This is a genomic window from Anabaena catenula FACHB-362, from assembly GCF_014698735.1.
Taxonomy (GTDB): Bacteria; Cyanobacteriota; Cyanobacteriia; order Cyanobacteriales; family Nostocaceae; genus Anabaena; species Anabaena variabilis_A.
Window position 1 is genome coordinate 116,832 of the sequence record NZ_JACJTQ010000002.1, and the last position, 19,133, is coordinate 135,964.

At 40.5% G+C, this 19,133-nt stretch carries 20 protein-coding genes; 6 read left to right on the forward strand and 14 right to left on the reverse strand.

All coding sequences use genetic code 11. The features are described 5' to 3' along the window. Positions 1-44: 44 nt before the first annotated feature. Together H6G68_RS02475 and H6G68_RS02480 are read right to left on the reverse strand one after the other, a co-directional pair. Positions 45-818, reverse strand: a complete 774-nt coding sequence (locus tag H6G68_RS02475; RefSeq protein WP_190905198.1) for an ABC transporter permease — start codon at positions 816-818, stop codon at positions 45-47. 191 nt (positions 819-1,009) lie between these two features. Next, complete coding sequence (locus tag H6G68_RS02480) at positions 1,010-1,651, reverse strand: TetR/AcrR family transcriptional regulator (RefSeq protein ID WP_190905199.1); 642 nt, start codon at positions 1,649-1,651, stop codon at positions 1,010-1,012. Positions 1,652-1,839: 188 nt separating this feature from the next. Here H6G68_RS02480 and H6G68_RS02485 point away from each other — a divergent pair, with 188 nt between their 5' ends. Beyond that, a complete protein-coding gene (locus tag H6G68_RS02485) occupies positions 1,840-3,777 on the forward strand; it encodes an FAD-dependent oxidoreductase (protein ID WP_190905200.1) in 1,938 nt (645 codons plus the stop codon). A gap of 136 nt (positions 3,778-3,913) precedes the next feature. On the opposite strand, the gene H6G68_RS02490 is transcribed toward H6G68_RS02485, so the two are convergent. Both H6G68_RS02490 and H6G68_RS02495 read right to left on the reverse strand, forming a co-directional pair. Next, positions 3,914-4,255 (reverse strand): DMT family transporter, encoded by a 342-nt coding sequence (locus H6G68_RS02490; protein WP_190714659.1) that lies wholly within the window; start codon positions 4,253-4,255, stop codon positions 3,914-3,916. 308 nt (positions 4,256-4,563) lie between these two features. Continuing rightward, positions 4,564-5,973, reverse strand: coding sequence for a sensor histidine kinase (locus tag H6G68_RS02495; protein ID WP_190905201.1), 1,410 nt, complete (start codon positions 5,971-5,973; stop codon positions 4,564-4,566). Between the two features lie 80 nt (positions 5,974-6,053). Here H6G68_RS02495 and H6G68_RS27530 point away from each other — a divergent pair, with 80 nt between their 5' ends. The 4 genes from H6G68_RS27530 to purB all read left to right on the forward strand — a co-directional run bounded on the left by H6G68_RS27530 (position 6,054) and on the right by purB (position 9,484). Continuing rightward, on the forward strand, positions 6,054-6,188 hold the full coding sequence (locus H6G68_RS27530; protein ID WP_277925347.1) for a hypothetical protein: 135 nt from the start codon (positions 6,054-6,056) through the stop codon (positions 6,186-6,188). 340 nt (positions 6,189-6,528) lie between these two features. Next, positions 6,529-7,434: a YihY/virulence factor BrkB family protein gene (locus H6G68_RS02500; protein ID WP_190905202.1), complete on the forward strand. Its 906-nt coding sequence runs from the start codon at positions 6,529-6,531 to the stop codon at positions 7,432-7,434. A 162-nt stretch (positions 7,435-7,596) separates the two neighbouring features. After that, the gene (locus tag H6G68_RS02505) at positions 7,597-8,118 is read left to right on the forward strand and encodes a DUF421 domain-containing protein (protein WP_190905203.1); all 522 of its coding nucleotides are present in this window, start codon (positions 7,597-7,599) and stop codon (positions 8,116-8,118) included. Positions 8,119-8,188: 70 nt separating this feature from the next. Further along, positions 8,189-9,484: an adenylosuccinate lyase gene (gene purB / locus H6G68_RS02510; RefSeq protein ID WP_190905204.1), complete on the forward strand. Its 1,296-nt coding sequence runs from the start codon at positions 8,189-8,191 to the stop codon at positions 9,482-9,484. Positions 9,485-9,653: 169 nt separating this feature from the next. Here purB and H6G68_RS02515 read toward each other — a convergent pair whose 3' ends face one another. The 9 genes from H6G68_RS02515 to H6G68_RS02555 all read right to left on the reverse strand — a co-directional run bounded on the left by H6G68_RS02515 (position 9,654) and on the right by H6G68_RS02555 (position 18,287). Continuing rightward, positions 9,654-10,865 (reverse strand): MFS transporter, encoded by a 1,212-nt coding sequence (locus tag H6G68_RS02515; protein WP_190905205.1) that lies wholly within the window; start codon positions 10,863-10,865, stop codon positions 9,654-9,656. 261 nt (positions 10,866-11,126) lie between these two features. Then, positions 11,127-12,299, reverse strand: coding sequence for a molybdopterin-synthase adenylyltransferase MoeB (moeB, locus tag H6G68_RS02520; RefSeq protein ID WP_127056338.1), 1,173 nt, complete (start codon positions 12,297-12,299; stop codon positions 11,127-11,129). A 33-nt stretch (positions 12,300-12,332) separates the two neighbouring features. Continuing rightward, entirely contained in the window at positions 12,333-12,800 is a 468-nt protein-coding gene (locus H6G68_RS02525) for a M67 family metallopeptidase (protein ID WP_190905206.1), read from the reverse strand. A gap of 431 nt (positions 12,801-13,231) precedes the next feature. Continuing rightward, positions 13,232-13,960, reverse strand: coding sequence for a carbonic anhydrase (locus tag H6G68_RS02530; RefSeq protein ID WP_190905207.1), 729 nt, complete (start codon positions 13,958-13,960; stop codon positions 13,232-13,234). A gap of 130 nt (positions 13,961-14,090) precedes the next feature. Beyond that, positions 14,091-14,819, reverse strand: a complete 729-nt coding sequence (locus H6G68_RS02535) for an ABC transporter ATP-binding protein (RefSeq protein ID WP_190905208.1) — start codon at positions 14,817-14,819, stop codon at positions 14,091-14,093. Between the two features lie 122 nt (positions 14,820-14,941). After that, the gene (locus tag H6G68_RS02540; protein WP_190905209.1) at positions 14,942-15,169 is read right to left on the reverse strand and encodes an indolepyruvate ferredoxin oxidoreductase subunit alpha; all 228 of its coding nucleotides are present in this window, start codon (positions 15,167-15,169) and stop codon (positions 14,942-14,944) included. Between the two features lie 64 nt (positions 15,170-15,233). Then, the gene (locus tag H6G68_RS02545) at positions 15,234-16,445 is read right to left on the reverse strand and encodes an ATP phosphoribosyltransferase regulatory subunit (RefSeq protein ID WP_190905210.1); all 1,212 of its coding nucleotides are present in this window, start codon (positions 16,443-16,445) and stop codon (positions 15,234-15,236) included. Continuing rightward, positions 16,445-17,380 carry a J domain-containing protein gene (locus tag H6G68_RS02550; protein WP_190905211.1) on the reverse strand — a complete coding sequence of 312 codons (936 nt, stop codon included), beginning with the start codon at positions 17,378-17,380 and terminating at the stop codon, positions 16,445-16,447. Before H6G68_RS02550 ends, H6G68_RS02545 begins: the two co-directional genes overlap by 1 nt. Positions 17,381-17,477: 97 nt before the next feature. After that, complete coding sequence (locus tag H6G68_RS02555) at positions 17,478-18,287, reverse strand: inositol monophosphatase family protein (RefSeq protein WP_190905212.1); 810 nt, start codon at positions 18,285-18,287, stop codon at positions 17,478-17,480. On the opposite strand from H6G68_RS02555, the gene H6G68_RS27535 reads away from it, so the two are divergent. Beyond that, positions 18,287-18,409, forward strand: coding sequence for a hypothetical protein (locus H6G68_RS27535; protein WP_277925348.1), 123 nt, complete (start codon positions 18,287-18,289; stop codon positions 18,407-18,409). The two genes, H6G68_RS02555 and H6G68_RS27535, sit on opposite strands and share 1 nt — an antisense overlap. 122 nt (positions 18,410-18,531) lie before the next feature. Here the strand turns inward: H6G68_RS27535 and H6G68_RS02560 are convergent, their stop codons facing one another. Beyond that, complete coding sequence (locus H6G68_RS02560) at positions 18,532-19,086, reverse strand: thermonuclease family protein (protein WP_190905331.1); 555 nt, start codon at positions 19,084-19,086, stop codon at positions 18,532-18,534. Positions 19,087-19,133: the final 47 nt, after the last annotated feature.

Genomic DNA, 19,133 nt, shown 5'->3' on the forward strand with positions numbered 1-19,133 from the left:
CTGCGTTTTTCCTGCAAGTAATGGATAAAAAAATGGTGAATTGCTTAAAGCCTTCTTTCTACTATCAACATTCGTCGATAAGATAACCATCCACTGGCTAACATCACCATTGCAAATACGAATAAAAACCAAAAATGTGCTGTAATTTCAGTCATCCTATCTCCATTAGCAGAAACTCCTAAAAGAGCTTCATTCATATGATAAATTGGATTATATTGAGCAATATCTAATAAAGTTTTGGGAAATAAGGAAGTTGGTAAAAAAGCGCCACCTAAAATTAATAGCGGTACTCCAAAAGCTGCGACTAAAGCATTAACATCTTCAATGCGGCGAGCTAATTGTGTACCTAAAATAAAGCCTAACCCAACATAAGCAATGATACTCAATAAAATTATGATGATTCCTAATAAAATTGAACCTTTAAATGTCGCACCCCAAAAAGCAGCAATAGCATAAACTAAAATTGTTTGTCCAATGCCAATGCAGCTATGAGCGAGAAAAATTCCCAAAAAATAAGATGTGCCACTTAAGGGAGAAATAAACAGACGTTTGAGAGTTTGTTGTTCTCGTTCTGCAACTACAGTAGCCACACTCCCACCCAAACAACTAAAAAACAGTGCTGCACCTACCAAGGTTGAAGGTGCGGCATTTTCAAAAGCCACAGCCATTGTTAATTTTGCCCGTTCTGCCAAAATAAATCCATTGAGAATTAATATGGAAATTGGGAAAATACTCCAAAAAATTAAGCTGCGTCTACGGCGCAATAGTTCAATTAAAATGCGTTGAGTAACAGCTATCGTTTCCTGCCAATATTTCATCTTGATTGGTTCATTTATTCATAAAATCTAATTCCCATTAGATATGACTGAGTATTACCGATTGACTCAGCCAAAATCAAGGGCTTTTTTACACAATACTCTAAAATTAGTCTTCTGGAAATTCCTATGCAGAAAGTTGGCAGCAGGATTGGATTTTGCGATATTCTAAAGCGCACTGACAGCAGCTTTTATTACCTGTCAAAGCTAGTCTGGAGGGTACTTTGTGACTGTACAATCGGTTGTAGTCCATCCAACAAAACGGAAATCATTTCATTCACCACTACTTCTTTGGGTGCTGCACCAGGGGAATTACTGACGACGGGAATACTCTCTAGCACAGACAAAAAAAATCCCGCGAGTAGTTGAGAACGAACCTGGCGAATTTCTCCTCTCTCTTGGGCTTGGATAAATATTTGACAAATTGGCTCAAAAATCGACTCTGTAGCGCAAACCGATAGCCTGGTGGTATTTTCTTCATCCAACATAGGCATATCGGTGTGAAGCATACTTAAAAAATGGATGGGAGGTTGAGAGAGAAACCACCCCCCAACTGCATGAAGTTGCGATCGCAAATCCGTATTATTTTTCTCAATTGCTTGCTGTAAACCGATGCGATGGCCTGCAAACATCCGTTCAGTCACAGCCACAAAAAGTTTTTCCTTGCTGGGAAAGTGATAGTACAACGATGCTTGACGAATTCCCACCTCAAAAGCTATATCCCTCATCGTCACAGCATTGTAGCCTTTTGTGCGGAATAGTCGTTGTGCCTCATCCAGAACGCGATTACGTCCACTAGAGGAGACTTCCTTGAGCGAATGGCGATCCTCTGGCAATCTAAACCTACCTAACACTTAGTAGTCAATCATGAAATATTATATTACACTATCAAAGAATCTACTTATTTGATTCTAAAAAATAAATCTGTTGAAAATGAACATGGATTTTAGGAATATTTTTCCAAAATTCACTCATCGCCATCATTTTCATCCCCTAATTCATGATCAAGAGTTAATTGTGTAACATGAGTCAACTATTTAATTTACCAGAATCATCTACCATATCGCGTCGGACACTGCTGAAATTATTTGGTGTGAGTACGATTGTTGGAGCAACAGGATACTCCCGGTTTAGTAAACCAAAACCGTCAGTTTTTCAGCAAGATATTCTCAGTTTACCAAAGACATTAAATGCTACTAAAAGCGTCGTGGTAATTGGGGGTGGTTTAGCAGGTTTAGCTTGTGCTTACGAATTGGTTCAACGGGGATTTACAGTTACACTTTTAGAAAAATCTCCCCAACTGGGGGGTAAAATTGCCAGTTGGCAAATAGAAGCTGCTGGTGAAACATTCATGATGGAACATGGGTTTCATGGATTTTTTCCTCAATATTATAACTTGAATAGTGTCGTATCTGAATTGGAGGTAAAAGAGAATTTTCAATCATTAAACTATTATTCAGTTGTTTACCGAGGTTCCCAATACAAACCAGAGGTATTTCGTCCTAGTAGTTCTGCCTTTCCTTGGAATATTATAGATTTAGCTATTGCTTCTCCCAATCGCTTGAAATGGGGAATAAATCTTACTAAAATCAAGCATTTACAAGTTTTCCAAGCCATTACAGGTTTTCAGCGAGAAAAGAATTATCAGCGTTTTGATAATATCTCAGTTGCTGATTGGGTGGCGACAGAATTTCCCCAAGGTTTATACGATTTGTATTTTCTGCCTTTTGCTAAATCTAGCTTGAATGCACCTGATACCATGAGTGTGGGAGAACTCATGCAGTTTTTTCATTTTTATTTTTTTGGTAATCCTGAAGGATTGGCTTTTAATGGAACAAAAGACGATATGGGTACAAGTTTAGTCCAACCTATCGCCCAAGCAATTCAAAAGCAAGGGAAGATTATCACAGGTGCAAATGTGAGTGAAATTGTTGCTACTGACAATAATATTTCAGCAATTAAATATTATGTAGGCAACAATAATCATCATGTGCCTTTTTGGGTAAAGCGTAACTCAGTTGTTAATAATGGACAGGTGGAATTTTTTGGTGCTGCTGACGAAGTTTATGCTGTAGAAAATGGTAGTCAAGAAGCGATTTCTCTGACTTGCACTCATCAAGGTTGTACTGTGCAAATAGCAGCAGATGGTAAATTCCATTGTCCTTGTCATGGTGCGGTGTTTACGTCTGATGGTAAAGTTGTTAAAGGTCCGGCTCAAAGAGATTTATCTAAGTTTAAAGTTGTAGAAAGACAGGATGATAATTTACAACTATTAGCAGTGAATCAAGAATCATCATCACCAGAGATAATTACCGCCGATTATTATGTTTTAGCTACCGATGTCCCAGGAGTGCAACAACTGTTTAAACGCATGACTGGAGATGTGGATACAACAGTGCGAGCGCAAATCGAAAAATTGAGTATTGCTGATCCTTTTGCTGTTTGTCGTTTCTGGTTTGATCAAGATTTTGAATGGGAACATAGTAACTTTACTTCTTTATCTGGTTATAAACTAACTGATAGCATCACTCTTTATCACCGTATTCAACAACAATTCATTGATTGGGCGCAACGCATCGGTGGTAGTGTAGTAGAATTACACGCTTACTGTTACAAACAAAAAGAATTTCCTACTCAGGAAGACTTGTTAACAACCTTTGAAAATGAACTTTATGAAATAGTTCCTGAATTAAAGCAAGCAAAATTACTACATCGAGAATTAGTTAATCAGCATAACTTTTCTGGATATCCGCCCAATAGCTATACAGAACGCCCAGAAAGTAGCACTGGTGTAACTAACTTATTCTTTGCAGGAGATTGGGTAAAAATGCCTTTTCCTTGTGGGTTAATGGAACGGGCTGTTAGTAGTGGCTTACTAGCTGCTAATGAAATTTTACACCGTGAAGATTTGCAGCGGCGAACACTTTTAACTGTCAATCCAGAAGGACTATTACAAATTTAATTGTAAAAGCTTGTATGGCGTAGCAATACTTACTTTAATAGCCACAAAACAACCAAGAGAGAAATGTGAACATTTAGATGTAGATAGTAGATATTAGGGGTTTAGCAATGCTAAACCCTAACTTGAAAATGGAATATTAATTCTTGTAATTCTGCAAATAGTCACCTAGATTTAAACCAATTACTCCGACAAGTATTAAAAGTATAGATATGAGTTTTACGAGTGTGAAAGACTCCCGAAACCAGACAATACCAATACTAGTAATTACGATAGTACCCAAACCAGACCAAACAGCATAAACGATACTTACTTCCAGTTTTCTGAGAGAAAGCGTCAAAAAAGTCAAACAAAGTCCATAGAAGACAAAGATGAAAATTGAAGGAACTATTTTAGTGAATTCTTCAGACAATTTCATGCAAGTTGTGCCGAAGACTTCAAAAATAATTGCTATAATGAGGTAAACCCAACTGATTGGCATAATTATTATAAATGCTGGAGAGGATTGCCGGACTAAGGTTATTCAATTATCTCTATTTAACCTATAAAATTCTATAAGTAGAAAATCAACGGTTTAAATACCCCACTCCATAGCACATACGTCTGTCTATACTTAGGTTATTTTACCTGCTCTAAGTAAGCTACAACCGGGTTCTACATAACAGTCTATATCTATTACGGGACTGTAAGCACTATTACGTTGGCGTAGCCTGCCGGAGGCATTATTACAAATTACGTATCCCTAGCGGGACCGTAGGCATTATTACAAATTATGAATTGCGAATTATGTTAATCAGCTTCTTTCTGTCTTAAATGTTCTGAAACAATGGGAATTTTAATTATAAACTCTGCACCTTGTCCCGGAGTAGATACACAGAAAAGTTGACCACCATGTTTTTCAACTATAATTTGATAGCTGATTGATAATCCTAACCCAGTTCCTTGACCTACGGGTTTGGTAGTAAAGAAGGGGTCAAACAAGCGCTTTTGAATATGATCTGGTATTCCTAGTCCATTATCCGCGATACTAATCATTAGTTGATTGTCATTAGTTAGTTTAGTATGAATGTATATTGTGAGTTCTTTGTGCTTTTTGGCAGTTAATTCATGACTAGAAAGTGATAATTTGTAACTCTCAGAAAGAGCATCAATAGCATTAGCAATTATATTCATAAATACCTGATTAAGTTGCCCTGCATAGCACTCTATTAACGGGAGATTTCCGTACTCTTTAATCACCTTAATTTCGGGACGATCAGGTTTATCTTTGAGGTTATGTCTTAGAATAATTAATGTATTTTCTATGCCTTCATGAATATCAACTAATTTAATTTCTGCCTGATCTAGGCGAGAAAAATTACGTAGCGATAAGACAATTTCGTTGATTCGAGTAGCACCAACCTTCATAGAAGATAATAATTTTGGCAAATCTTCGATAATAAAGTCGATTTCAATTCCTTTCAGTTTTGCTTGTGATACCACATCAGGGTATGAAGGCTCTTGTTGATAGGATTGTAGTAGGTTTAGTAAGTCTTTGACGTATTCAGTTGCATAGTTGAGATTGCCATAAATAAAATTCATGGGATTGTTTATTTCATGTGCAATCCCAGCCACAAGCTGTCCCAAAGCAATCATTTTTTCATTCTGTAGCAATCGAGAGTAATTGTGCTGGAGATCCCGAAAATCTGCCCGCGCGACTCTGGTTCGTTCTTTTTCCTTTTGTAATCGACGAACAGTTAAAACATGAATATGAGAGTAAGCTAAAAGTAATTGATGGAAATCAAGTAATCCATGCTGGCAAGATGGATCTGTAATTAAAATCGGCTCATAGACAAGTTTTTGCGATCGCCCTAAAGCTATCTGAGTCGCTTCCACAATCGATATCTCTTCAGGTAAAATACATATTTCTGGCCGCAGAAAATTATATAGATAATCAACAGGCCGTCCAGCAAACAGCCCTAAACCATAAGGACGGCTCATTTGCTCAAAAAATAGCCGCCGCGAAATCATGCCTACACATTGCCGATTTTTAGTCAAGATAATTCCTGGAAGTAAAGGCTCTTCTTCAAAAAGTTCAGCCAATTCGTTTCCTGGATGATCTAGCTCGATTTGAACAGTCCAAACTGGTAGTTCCTGCAAGGTTGACTCTAGTTTTAGGTTCAACTCATCAGCATTTCTTATGCTATGCATAGCCAGCATTTTTGCAATCCTTAATATTCAGGTAATATTGACGGTTACTAACAGCCGCATTATTGCTTAAGCTAGTATCAAAATATGATGTGTCAAATCTTCTTGCTACGCACTTCATCTTCGGTTATTTACAGAATGTGCGGTTATTAATCAAATCAAGCGATGCCTACGGCGTTCGCAGCTATCGCATTCTCAAGATTGCCGCACGAAATGGGTTTGGGTGAAGCATATAGCAGAATCGATTTAGTCTCTAATAAGCGGATGCCATAAATCTTAGCACCCACCCTTTAACTCAAAGTTAAGGATTAAAGCTAAAATCAGCCAAAATGATCTAGAATATTTTGTCTAAGCAAATTTACTTAATTAGCGTTTGGAATTACTTAAAAAAGTCTGTAGATACTGTAGATATTACTTAAAGTTTTGTCAATAAATTTTTATATATTTTTCACAAAATTATACCTCAAGGAAGTTAGATAAACACCCTTAGGAAGATGCGGCTATGAAGGAAATTAGTATCAAATATCTCAGGATAAAAAGTATCTTTTGATAAGGAAACTGATGAAAATGAACTTCCGGTCAATTTGGAAGCTGTTGCAGGAAACATTTACAGAATGGAGTGAAGATAAAGCCTCACGGTTAGCGGCCTCATTAGCTTATTACACCATTTTTTCACTTGCACCCTTACTCATTATCGTTATTGCCATTACTGGAACTCTATTTGGTGAGGAGGCAGCCAGGGGTGAAATTGTCCAGCAAATTCAAGGTTTAGTCGGTAGAGAGGGGGCAGAATTTATAGAACTAGCGATTAAAAATGCCAGTAAACCAGAGGAGGGAAATATCGCTTCTATTATTAGTATTTTAGTCTTGCTATTGGGTGCAACAGGTTTATTTGCGGAGTTACAAGATTCCTTAAATACAATTTGGGAAGTAAAACCAAAACCGGGACGGAATATCTTTAATATTATTCACCAGCGCTTTTTGTCCTTTGCAATGGTGGTAGGAATTGGATTTTTACTCCTAGTTTCCCTAGTAATTAGTGCAGCATTATCAGCGATAACTACATACTTTACTAATGTGCTACCAGGAGTGGATATAATCTGGCAGATTATCAATTTTATCTTGTCTTTTAGCATTACTACAGTGCTGTTTGGGTTAATTTTCAAAGTTCTACCTGATGTCAAAATTGGTTGGAGTGATGTGTTAATTGGTGCGGTGATCACATCAATTTTATTTTCCCTGGGCAAGTTTTTATTAGGACGTTATCTAGGTAACAGCAGTTTTGCTTCAACCTACGGTGCTGCTGGTTCATTGATGGTAATTCTCGCTTGGGTTTACTATGCTGCCCAAATTCTCTTTTTTGGTGCTGAGTTCACCCAAGTTTATGCCAGAAAATATGGTAATCGCATCATTCCTACAAAGAACGCTGTATCCATAAACCCCAAGGAAAAAAATAACCCAGAGTATCGTTGATATAGCAGGTGACAGTGCTAGAAGCATTTTATTGTCTAAGTTTTAGCATTGGTTCGTGAACTACCGCCTTGTTCGTTGCTATACCAAAAGTATAGGAGGGAACAGGGGACAGTGTGAAAAGTCTGATTGATGAATTGAAACAAAAAGTTTAGGAGTTCAGATATGGAAAAATTCTTTTTCATCGATTGGTATGGAATTTTTGTTCCCAGTATGAGTGTCCCAGAACTCATTATCCGTGGCTCGTTGGTTTATTTGGCACTATTTTCAGTATTACGCCTACTACCTAGCCGACAATTGGGAACTTTAGGAATTGCAGATTTGCTTGTAGTTGTGCTGTTTGCAGAAGCGGCGCAAAATGCAATGGCGGGTAGTTATACATCAATTACTGAAGGTGCTATTTTAGTAGGCACTGTAATTTTTTGGAGTTTCCTGCTGAACTGGTCAGGCTACAAATTTCCTGAATTTCAGCGAGTTATTAATCCTCCTCCATTGCTACTGATAAAAAATGGACGATTGATTAAGCGACACTTAAAACGGGAATTAATTACAGAAGATGAGTTGATGAGCAAGTTACGTCAGCATGGTGTGGAATTCGTGGATGAAGTGAAGTTTGCATATTTGGAAGCCGACGGTAGCATTAGTATCATCTCCACAGAATCTCAAACTAATTCTACTATTGAGTAAAAAGCGCAAGGAACAAATTAGAAACCCTAATTAAAATGTAAAATATGACGGTTGTATTAGATGCCCGAATGTGATTGAGCGTTATACTTTGCCCGAAATGGGCAATCTGTGGAATGAAAACTATAAGCTACAAACCTGGCTGCAAGTAGAAATTGCTGTTTGCGAAGCACAGGCGGAATTGGGTTACATTCCATCAGAGGCGGTTGCAGAAATTAAGTCTAAGGCGAATTTTGACCCTCAGCGGGTGCTAGAAATTGAGGCTGAAGTCCGCCATGATATGATCGCTTTCTTGACAAATGTCAATGAATATGTAGGTGATGCAGGACGCTATATTCACCTCGGTTTAACAAGTTCGGATGTGTTGGATACGGCTTTAGCGCTGCAATTGGTTGCGAGTTTAGATGTGCTGTTGCTACGCCTAGAAGATTTAATCCAGGCAATTCGCCATAAAGCCAGAGAACACCGTTATACTGTGATGATTGGGCGATCGCATGGTATTCACGCTGAACCAATGACTTTTGGTTTTAAGTTAGCTGGGTGGTTGGCAGAAGTGTTGCGACACCAAGAACGCTTGCAAATTCTCCGCAAAACCATAGCTGTAGGTAAAATCTCTGGTGCAGTGGGAACTTATGCTAATATCGAACCTCGTGTAGAAGCGATCGCTTGTCAAAAACTCGGACTTAAACCTGATACCGCCTCTACACAAGTTATTTCCCGCGATATCCATGCCGATTATGTACAGCAATTAGCCCTTGTTGCTGCATCCATTGAACGCTTTGCTGTAGAAATTCGCAATCTCCAAAAAACCGACGTTTTGGAAGTTGAGGAATTCTTCGCTAAAGGCCAAAAAGGCTCCAGTGCTATGCCCCACAAACGCAACCCTATTCGTTCTGAACGACTTACCGGGATGGCGCGATTAGTAAGAAGTCATGCAGGTGCAGCTTTAGAAAACGTGGCTTTATGGCACGAACGAGATATTTCTCACAGTTCTGTAGAACGGGTAGTTTTACCAGATGCCTGCATTTTAACTCACTTTATGCTGCATGAAATCACCGACTTGGTGACAAATCTGCTGGTTTATCCCCAGAACATGGAACGGAATCTCAACTGCTATGGTGGCGTAGTTTTCAGCCAAAGAGTTTTATTGACTTTGATCGACAAAGGACTCAAGCGAGAAGAAGCTTATGCGATCGTTCAACAAAACGCACACACAGCTTGGAATCAACCAGAAGGTAATTTCCGCGATTTGATTAGCAAAGATCCCCGTGTTACTCAAAATTTGTCATCAGCAGAAATAGAAACCTGTTTTGATCCACAGCAGCATCTCAGACATTTAGACCAAGTTTATCAAAGACTGGGTATTTAGAATTCCTGCTGCCATTAAGGAGGAGAGACGCGGGGGGGGATGGGGAGACGCGGAGACAGTGGGATGCGGAGACAGTGGGATGGGGGGACGCGGAGAGTTTGTTTGATCAGCAATTAAGTAGAGTAAAACCCTCTTTCTCCCTGCACCCTGCACCCTGCCCCCTGCCTATTTATTCCCTGTTCCCTGTTCCCTGTTCCCTGTTCCCTGTTCCCTGTTTGCTTTGCGTTAAAAAAATACACCCACCAGCCACCAAAAACGCCACCGCACCTCTAAATCCACTGGCTACAGCTGTCATCCCTGGGGGAAAAACTACACCAAATAAACTCATTGCCAAGGAAAATCCCCCAAAATACATCCCAATTCCTAACCCAGCCCAGCGTTGAGGCATTAACTCTAAAGCAAAGGGAATTACCCCATTGACAATTAAACTAAATCCAGTTATTATAAAAAATATAATGGGAATCTGTGCGCGCATATAAACCATTATCAGCATTGAGCAAACAGTTATACCGACACCTGCGAGCATGACTCGACGATTTCCCAGCTTGACTGCACAGAAACCTGCGGGTAAAGCAGCAACAGCGAGAGCTAATCCAAACCAAACCATGATTGTAGTTATATCATTGGTATTAAGTTGAGCTTTCAGGGTTTTGCCTAAAGCATCCACGAGTAACCGGGAACCCCAACCGACAGTAAAACCGGTGACTAGGATTAAACCTAAGTTTTTGAGAGGTATTTTGGGTGTTTCTAGGTTCTGTTGTGCTGTTGGTATTGCTGGGGGTTGGACAAAGCGTAAGGCAAATGCAGCAGCAAGAAGAACAAAGGAAGCGATCGCAAAAGCAAAAATTGCACCTAAACTCAGAATAAACTGATTAGCAATTCCCCGAAAAGCAGCAACGACTCCTCCCGCTAAAGTCACAAAACTGAATGCTAAAGGCAACTCAGCCGGCATTGCATATATTGTTAATAAGCAAATTGCTGGAGAACGAAAAACAGTCATTGCTAAAGCCCAAGCTACCAAAGCTAATGGTAAAATTCCCCGTATCACCTCAGTCGGTGGAATAAAAGTCACAATACAGGGTATAGCAATCAACAAAGTCGCAGCGAGAATTACACCTGCCAAGATAAAAGGAAAGCGACTTCCTAATTTTAGTCTAGCTTGATCTGAAAGTCCCCCCATCAGTGGTTCCATCACCACAGCCAAGGCATTTTCTACAACTAATATACCAACTGCTAAAGATGCGGGAAAACCAAATTGAGTCAAAAGTTGGGGTAGATAAGTATTATAAACCAACCAAGTCAGGGTAATTGCTGCCTGTAAACCTGCTAAAACCCAAACTTGTACCCATAAAATACTTGGTTGAGATTTTGAGGTAGTCATATTGATATGGGAAGAAAAGTTTCCGTCTTTGATAGCAATTCCCATTCAAGTGAGGTACAAGCAGTAATAATTAAACGCAGATGGACGCAAATGGACGCAGATAATTTTGTACTTCATTAGACTAGGAAATGCTATGTCAATATAAATGGTGGGTTACGGCGCAATGGTAAAAAATAGCAATTTTTACTATAATCATCTTACCCGTCTAACCCACCATAAGGTGTAACTCGGTACTCTGAACTCGGTACTCGGTACTCTGATTTAATACTGGGGAACAGAAGAATCTACTTCCTGACTCCAAGCATTAATTCCACCTTTGACATTAGTTCCCACAATTCCGGCTTCTTTGAGGATACCAAGGGCTTTGGCAGAACGTCCACCCATTTTACAATGAGCAATTAAGCGGTGTCCGTTGAGTATTTCCTTTACCTTAGCAACACCATCACCGGTTTCAATATCGGGTAAAGGTATTAATACTGAACCAGGAATTTTGGCAATTTCATACTCGTGGGGGTTACGGACATCGACCAATACAAAGTCTTTCGCACCACTGTCTATTAATGCCTTCAACTCCCTCACCGTCATTTCTTGAATTTCCATTTGCTGTTTCGCTTCTTCGGCTTGCGCTTGCGGTATACCGCAGAATATTTCGTAGTCTATTAATTTTTCAATGACTGGACGAATCGGATTAGGACGCAGTTTCAATTCCCGGAATTTCATTTCTAAGGCATTGTACAACAGCAAACGTCCGCTGAGGGTATTACCATTACCAAGAATAATTTTGACTGTTTCTGTGGCTTGAATGATACCAATCATTCCTGGTAAAATCCCTAATACACCACCTTCGGCACAGGAGGGAACCATTCCAGGTGGTGGTGGTTCTGGATACAAGTCACGATAGTTGGGACCACCTTCGTAGTTAAATACGGTTGCTTGTCCTTCAAAGCGGAAAATGGAACCGTAGACGTTAGGTTTGTCTAACAATACGCAAGCGTCGTTAACTAAATATCTGGTGGGGAAGTTATCAGTACCATCAACTACGATATCGTAAGGACGAATGATATCGAGGGCGTTTTCGGAACTTAAGCGAGTTTCGTATAAATCAACTTGACAATGGGGGTTGATTTCGTGAATACGGTTTTTCGCGGATTCGATTTTGGGTTTACCTACCCAAGATGTTCCGTGAATAACTTGACGTTGCAGATTGGAGGTATCAACGATATCAAAATCTACAATACCAATGCGTCCAATACCAGCCGCTGCTAAATATAACAGCAATGGTGATCCTAGTCCACCTGTACCGATACACAATACACTGGCAGCTTTGAGGCGTTTTTGCCCCTCCAGTCCCACTTCTGGCAAGATTAAGTGACGGGAGTAGCGTTCGTAGTCGTCTTTAGTCAACTGGATTTCATCCAGATTGGGATTTAGCATAGCAGTTGAATGGGAAAGCGCGGAGTATTAATGTTAACTTAAAATTGTTAAGTTTATATCTTCGATTGTTTCGGCTTGAAACTGCTGATTATCGTCAAGACTCCAACTTTGCAGTTCACAAGCTTTACCATTTTGGACGGAAACTATTATATATGAGTATTCTGGCCAAGCATATAGGCGATCGCATTCTGAAGGAATTGCGGGGTGATCGGGATGGGAATGATAGATACCAATTATACTCAAGTTACGGTTTCTGGCTTCCCTTTGCATTTGTAACATGAAAGCGGGTGCGATCGCATATCGTCTCTTGGTACTCTGGGATTCTGCTGTAAAATTCACCGCTTCTTGATTCCAGGCGTTTTCTGTGGGTATGACTGTAATTAGGATTTTTCTATCTTCAGCCACATAGCCTAGCATTATCCCACAGCATTCTTCAGGATAGGTGCTTTCGGCGTGATTGTTGATAATTTGTAAATGTTCTGGGTGGAGTTTGAGGTTCATTTTTGATTTTCAACCGCAGATAAACGCAGATAAACGCAGATTAAGAGGATATGTTTTTAGAGGTTGTGTACTACTCGTTTTGTTTCTATTTGAGAATTGCCAACTTCGAGAAGCTATCCTACTGGTGTCTACATCTGCCGTTAAAAATTCCTATTTATATCATGTTTGCTTCATTACTTATTAAAAAAAACTCGCCCCCTCACCGCGTCCCCCCGCAGTTTCCTAACTATAAGTCTTTAACCAAACACGATATTACTATGAGGGTGAACAATGCTCACCCTACTTATGTCATTAAGAAAAAAACATCGCTACAATGATGTTATAGCAGGTGACAGGCTTCGCCGTGAGCGTCAGCCGAACGGTGACGGTGCTAGAAGCCTTTTATTGTCTAAGTTTTAGCATTGGTTCGTGAACTACCGCCTTGTCCGTTGCTATACTATTGTAACTTTTCCTGTGGCTAGATCATAACGGCCGCCAACAATTTTCAGTTTACCTTCTTTAATCAAACCTCTTAAAATTGTCGAACTTTCTGCCAAATTTTGCGCTTGATATTGAACATTGGCAATAATAGAATTTTCTTCTAAATTACCAGTTTTATTTCTAACGCTTTCTACAGCTGGTTTAATTTCTTCAACAAAAACACCAATTCTTCCTGGTAAGGGATCACCTTTGATTGCTGCTGATACTGCACCACATTTTGCATGACCTAGAACTACAATTAACTGAGCGCCTAATACTGCTGTGCAAAATTCTAAACTACCAATTGCTGTTGGACTAGCAACATTACCAGCAACACGCACTACAAATAAATCTCCTAGTCCTTGATCGAAGACAATTTCCGCAGGTACTCTAGAATCAGCGCAACCTAGTATAGCTGCAAATGGATATTGGGCTACAGCAGTTTCTTCCAAACGCAATTTTGATTGGTGGGGATTAAGACGTTTTCCTTCCACAAATCGCTGATTTCCTGCTACCAAACTTTTTAAGGCTGCGTCTGAACTAATTGGTTGCGGTTTGACAGATGTAGATGGTTTGTCTGCCATAGCCGACTCTCCTTTCCAGAGTATAGTACTTGCCGCAGTTACTCCAATGCCAAGACTACCTACACCTGCTAATTTTAAGAAGTTACGGCGACCTACAAATCCGTTAATTTTACTCATTACTCAATTACCTAAAAACAGATAATTTGGTTATACCATTTATGTACAACTCATAAAGCTGCTTTTTTGACGCTTTTTGCCCTTAATCGGATGAGTAATTTTTTGTAAAGTTTTTCTTATTAAGACTGATTTAATGCCTCTTCCCTGCACCTAAATATAATTCTCCCACTTTCGGATCAGTTAACAATTCTCTACCAGTTCCAGAAATAGCATCTCGTCCTGATTCTAATACACAACCACGATCAGCCATTTCCAAGGCTTTCCGGGCATTTTGTTCTACTAAGACAATGGCTGTACCTGATTGGTTAATTTGTTTAATTTGCTCAAATACTTGCGTTACCAAAATCGGAGATAAAGCCGCAGAAGGTTCATCTAAAAGCAGTAAACTGGGTTCTAACATCAAAGCTTTACCCATTGCTAACATCTGTCTTTCCCCACCTGATAAGGTTCCTGCACGTTGACGACGGCGATCGCTTAATCTAGGAAACATGGTAAATATTTTGTCTTTTAGCGGTTTGAGGGGAATATTTCGCACAAAGGCTCCCATTTCCAGATTTTCTTCAATCGTCAAGGAAGGAAATACATTGGCTATCTGTGGGATATAACACATCCCCCGTTGAACGATTTGATTTGACTTTAACCCGACAATATTTTCCCCTTTGAAGGTAATTGTGCCTGTGTGGGGTGTTAAAAGTCCAAATATGGTTTTTGCTAAAGTGGATTTACCAGCACCATTAGGACCAATAACGGTGACTAATTCGCCGGCTGATACTCGAAAATTTACACCTTGCAATATATCTACATCTTTGATATATCCAGCGTAGACATTTTCCACTTCTAATAAATAGTCATTAGTCATTAGTTATTAGTCATTAGTCATTAGTTATTAGTTATTAGTCAGTAGGAACAAGGAACTAGAAATTGGTAATTGGGTTATTTATTTCCCTAGTCCCCAGTCCCTAGTCCCCAGTCCCCAGTCACCTAAGAGGGTGTTTTTTGCAGTTCAGGTCTTTCTTCTGCCAGAATTGCATTTTCTACAGGGCAAACTTGCAAACAGATGCCACAGTCGATACAGGTAGCAAAGTCAATCCAGTACCAATCGGTGCCTTTGACATTTTTACCTGGGCCCTCATGAATGCAAGCTACAGGACAAGCTGCTACGCAGTCAGCCACGCCTTCACAAACGTCAGTCACAATTGTATGTGGCATTTTATCGATTCCCTCTCTTTAATGAATCAGCAGTTTTTAGCGTAACAATTTGTAATGTTATCTGTTAACCTACTGCTTCAATTGTCGTTGTACCATCCGCTTTAATCCAGGCAATTTGGGCGATAGAGCGATCGCTTGCATATTGACGGATAGCCTCTGTATCTCTTCCCCCCAAGTCAATTTCTACTCGCACTAAATCAGGAGTATCTCGTAACTTCTGGGCGTAAGCAAAAGCCGCCGCTTCAGCCGTTTTGCTTTCTGGTACTACTAACCAATTACTTGCGGGTATATCCTGGGGTAATTGCTGAGTTAATACAAGCGTTTGGTATAAATCATCAATGCTCAATTCAAAACCGATACCGGGAATGTTTTCCCCTTGGGGATGATATAGCCCCAAAAGTTGATCATAACGACCACCTCGCCCTAAAACCTTGGCTTGACCATCTGTATCACTGACTACTTCAAACACAATACCTGTGTAGTAGTCAATAGTTTGAATCAAACTCAGGTCAAGAATTAAGGGAAATTTACCGTCTGATTCTAGTAAATCTACTAGAGATTTGAGATTATTTACCGCCTCTTGCTGCTCGGAGTCTAGATCTAAGCTGCTGACTTTTGCCAAGACATCTGCACTATTACCGCGCAAATCCAGCATGATTCTGGCACGTTCGCGGAGTTCGTCACTCAGAGGTAGAGTATCTATTGTAATGCGGTCAAGATGTGCGATCGCACTCCTCACCTTACTTTGCAAATTGGCAGGAAAAGCATTGAGTAGGGAGCGAGTAATTCCTGCTTCACCTAAGATTAAATGCCAGCCCTGCAAATCTAAAGCTGCTAAACAATTAGCTACCAACAATAGCACTTCGGCATTTGCCAGTAACCCACCTGATCCTAGCAATTCCACCCCAGCTTGATAATACTCTTGCTGACGATTATGGCGCTTTTCCCAGTTGCGGCGAAATACGTTGGCATTGTAATACAGCCGTTGGGGATAAGTCGCCCCAGCCATGCGAGTAACGACTGTACGGGCAATAGAAGCTGTGAGTTCTGGACGTAAGCCCAATTCTTCATTTTGCCCATTTTGCAGTTCAATGACCATCTGGCGCTGAATTGCTTCACCCGCCATCAAAGTATCCATGCGTTCCAAAGTTGAGGTGATAATCCTGTGATATCCCCAACGATGAAATACTTGTTGTAACCTATCTTCAATCCAGCGTTTTTGAGCCACATCTAAAGGGAGTAAATCCCTAGCTCCCGCTGCTGGTTGATACACCATTATTTTTTCCCACCAAACAAACCACCAAACAAACCGCCACTTCCAGACTTATCTGGTTGCTTATCTCCATGATTGGAAGATGAATTCACCTGAGTAGCACCGGGTTTAATGCCTAAAGCCTTGTCTACTTTGGGTTTCCATTCCAAAGCCAATTTGTCTTGAGGATTTAATTTCAGTGCATTGTCAAAGTGAATTTTTGCCATTCGCAGCTGATTTTCCCCTAAATATGCCATTGCGATCAAGCTATGGCAACGACTATTTCTCGGCTCTAGCCTCAAGGCATCTTGCAATTCTACTTTGGCTAGGGCAAATTGGTTTTTCTGAAGTAAAGTTTGAGCGCGACGGACGTACTGTTCCACAGCTGAGTCTTCTTTGAGCGGTGGTGGTGGCGGTGTTGGTGGCGCTAGATTTGTCCTGGGGGGACTGGCGTTAGGTAATTGGGGCTGGATGATTAACTGCCCTGATTTCCGCATCAGGTAGACTAAATTTAATTCACTAATTTGGCTAATTATTCGGCTTGCTTGCTGCAATTCATCAAATTGAGTTGTGGCAATTTTAGTGATCTGATTTTTGTACAATAGGTCTATGTTGGGCGCGATCGCTAATTCCTTGGCTAAATCTGTGTTGAGATCTACTGATGCTGATGCTTGTCCCAGACGCTTACCTATTTGCGATAAAACTAAGGTATATTCTGCCCGATTGCGTTCTACAGATAGTTTTTCGTATGCTGGATTAACCAGCTTAGATAACAATTCATGGGCTATTTGTTTGTCTGTTTCACCGACCACAGTAGAACTATCTGGGTGCAAGCGCCGAGCAATTTTGAGATAGCGTTTGCGAACTTCTTTGGCATCCGCATCAATTGGCACACACAAAATTGCATGATAATCTATGAAATCATATTTAAATAGTCCGCAATCTAATTTTAAAGGCATAATAATACAAGTGTTGCGTGTTGCACCCAAACAGCAATTTTTATTAGTTTACCCTACCTATAAGGTTTAGCTATCAGTTCTCGATCATTGTCTTTGATCACCAAGCTGCAAGAGGGCTAACTTTTATTAATTCCTGACTCAGGCTGTTATGAATATAACCATTCGTTGCCAGTATTCTACCGGAATCGATTTGGAAAGAACTGTTGTCGTAGGCAGTGACTTTGCCCCCTGCTTCTGCCAATAAAATTATACCAGCAGCAATATCCCAAGGTGCAATCCCTCTTTCCCAATAACCATCAACACGGCCACAGGCAACATAAGCCAAATCTAGAGATGCTGAACCGCCACGTCTCACGCCTTGGGTAAGATGGGTGAGATGACAGAATTCTGCGTAGTTGTTGTCTGAAGTTTCTCGACGGTCATAAGCAAATCCCGTAGTCAACAAGCTTTTATTCAATTCAGTAGTTTGAGAAACCTTGATCGGACGGCGGTTGCGCGTTGCACCTAAGCCGGCAGCCGCTCGGAAAAGTTCGTTATGGAAAGGGTCATAAATTACACCTACTTGCGATACGCCATTAATAAACAAGCCAATGGAAACTGCGAAACATGGATATTGATGGGCGTAGTTGGTTGTACCATCTAGAGGATCAATTGCCCACAAGTATTCATTGTCTTGGTTTCCGAGTTTCCCAGATTCTTCGGCGAGGATAGAATGTTGGGGAAAATGGCGGTGCAAGATTTCTAAAATCACCTTTTCGGAAGCTTTATCAGCTGCGGTAACTAAATCACCTGGTCGTCCTTTTTCGGTAATTGCGTCTTCTACTTTACCTAAATAATCTTGTAAAATTACACCAGCACTTAAAGCCGCTTCAGTAGCAATATCTAGAAAAATTTGTAAGTTAGTCATTGGTTATTAGTCATTGGTCATTGGTCATTGGTCATTGGGCATTGGGCATTGGGCATTGGGCATTGGGCATTAGTCATTGGGCATTGGTCATTGGGAATAGGTCATTGGGAATAGGTAATTAAGTTATTCTTCATTTTCTCCGTGTCCCCGTGTCCCCGTGTCCCCGTGTCCCCGTGTCCCCGTGTCTCCGCGTCTCCCTCCCCGCGTCTCTCCATCTCCCCATCTCCCCTTCCCTGTTCGCTGTTTAACGATAAAGACGGCGAAATTCACCAGGAGTCAGACGCATGGGTTTGTCTGGGTTCCAGATTCCTTTTCCCATGAGTCTAGCCCATTGTTGGGCGCGTTCTAGGCGGTCGTCGTATTTGTGATTGGGCGATCGCGCTACAAATAGAGCATACCCTTGTTTCAGTACTTCTTCATTTAACAACACCTGATCTTTCCACACATAGGCTAAAGTTCGCCCAAATTGATCTTTGGCTTCTAAGTCCAACTCCAGCTTGACTGGTTTATCTGCACCACCAATCAAACTACCTAAAAGTTCTTTAGCGTCTTCTCCCCAAGGACGCTGACGTAAATCTGGCGCTTCTAAACCAATTAACCGCAGTGGAGAAATTAAATTGGGTTGTTCTGCCATACCTAGTACTTCCAAGGTTTGTCCACTGACAACCCGCGCTACTTTTACTTCAGCCGGAATGTTGGTAGGTTGATTTTTGCCTTGACAACTTACCAACAACCACAAGCAAGATAATATTGCTATTTTTTGCACCAAGATGCTAAAACGCCTCTTTAAAGCCGCCATTCTACTCAGTAAGTATCTGCACCCTGCCACAATTTTCATTTTTTGCC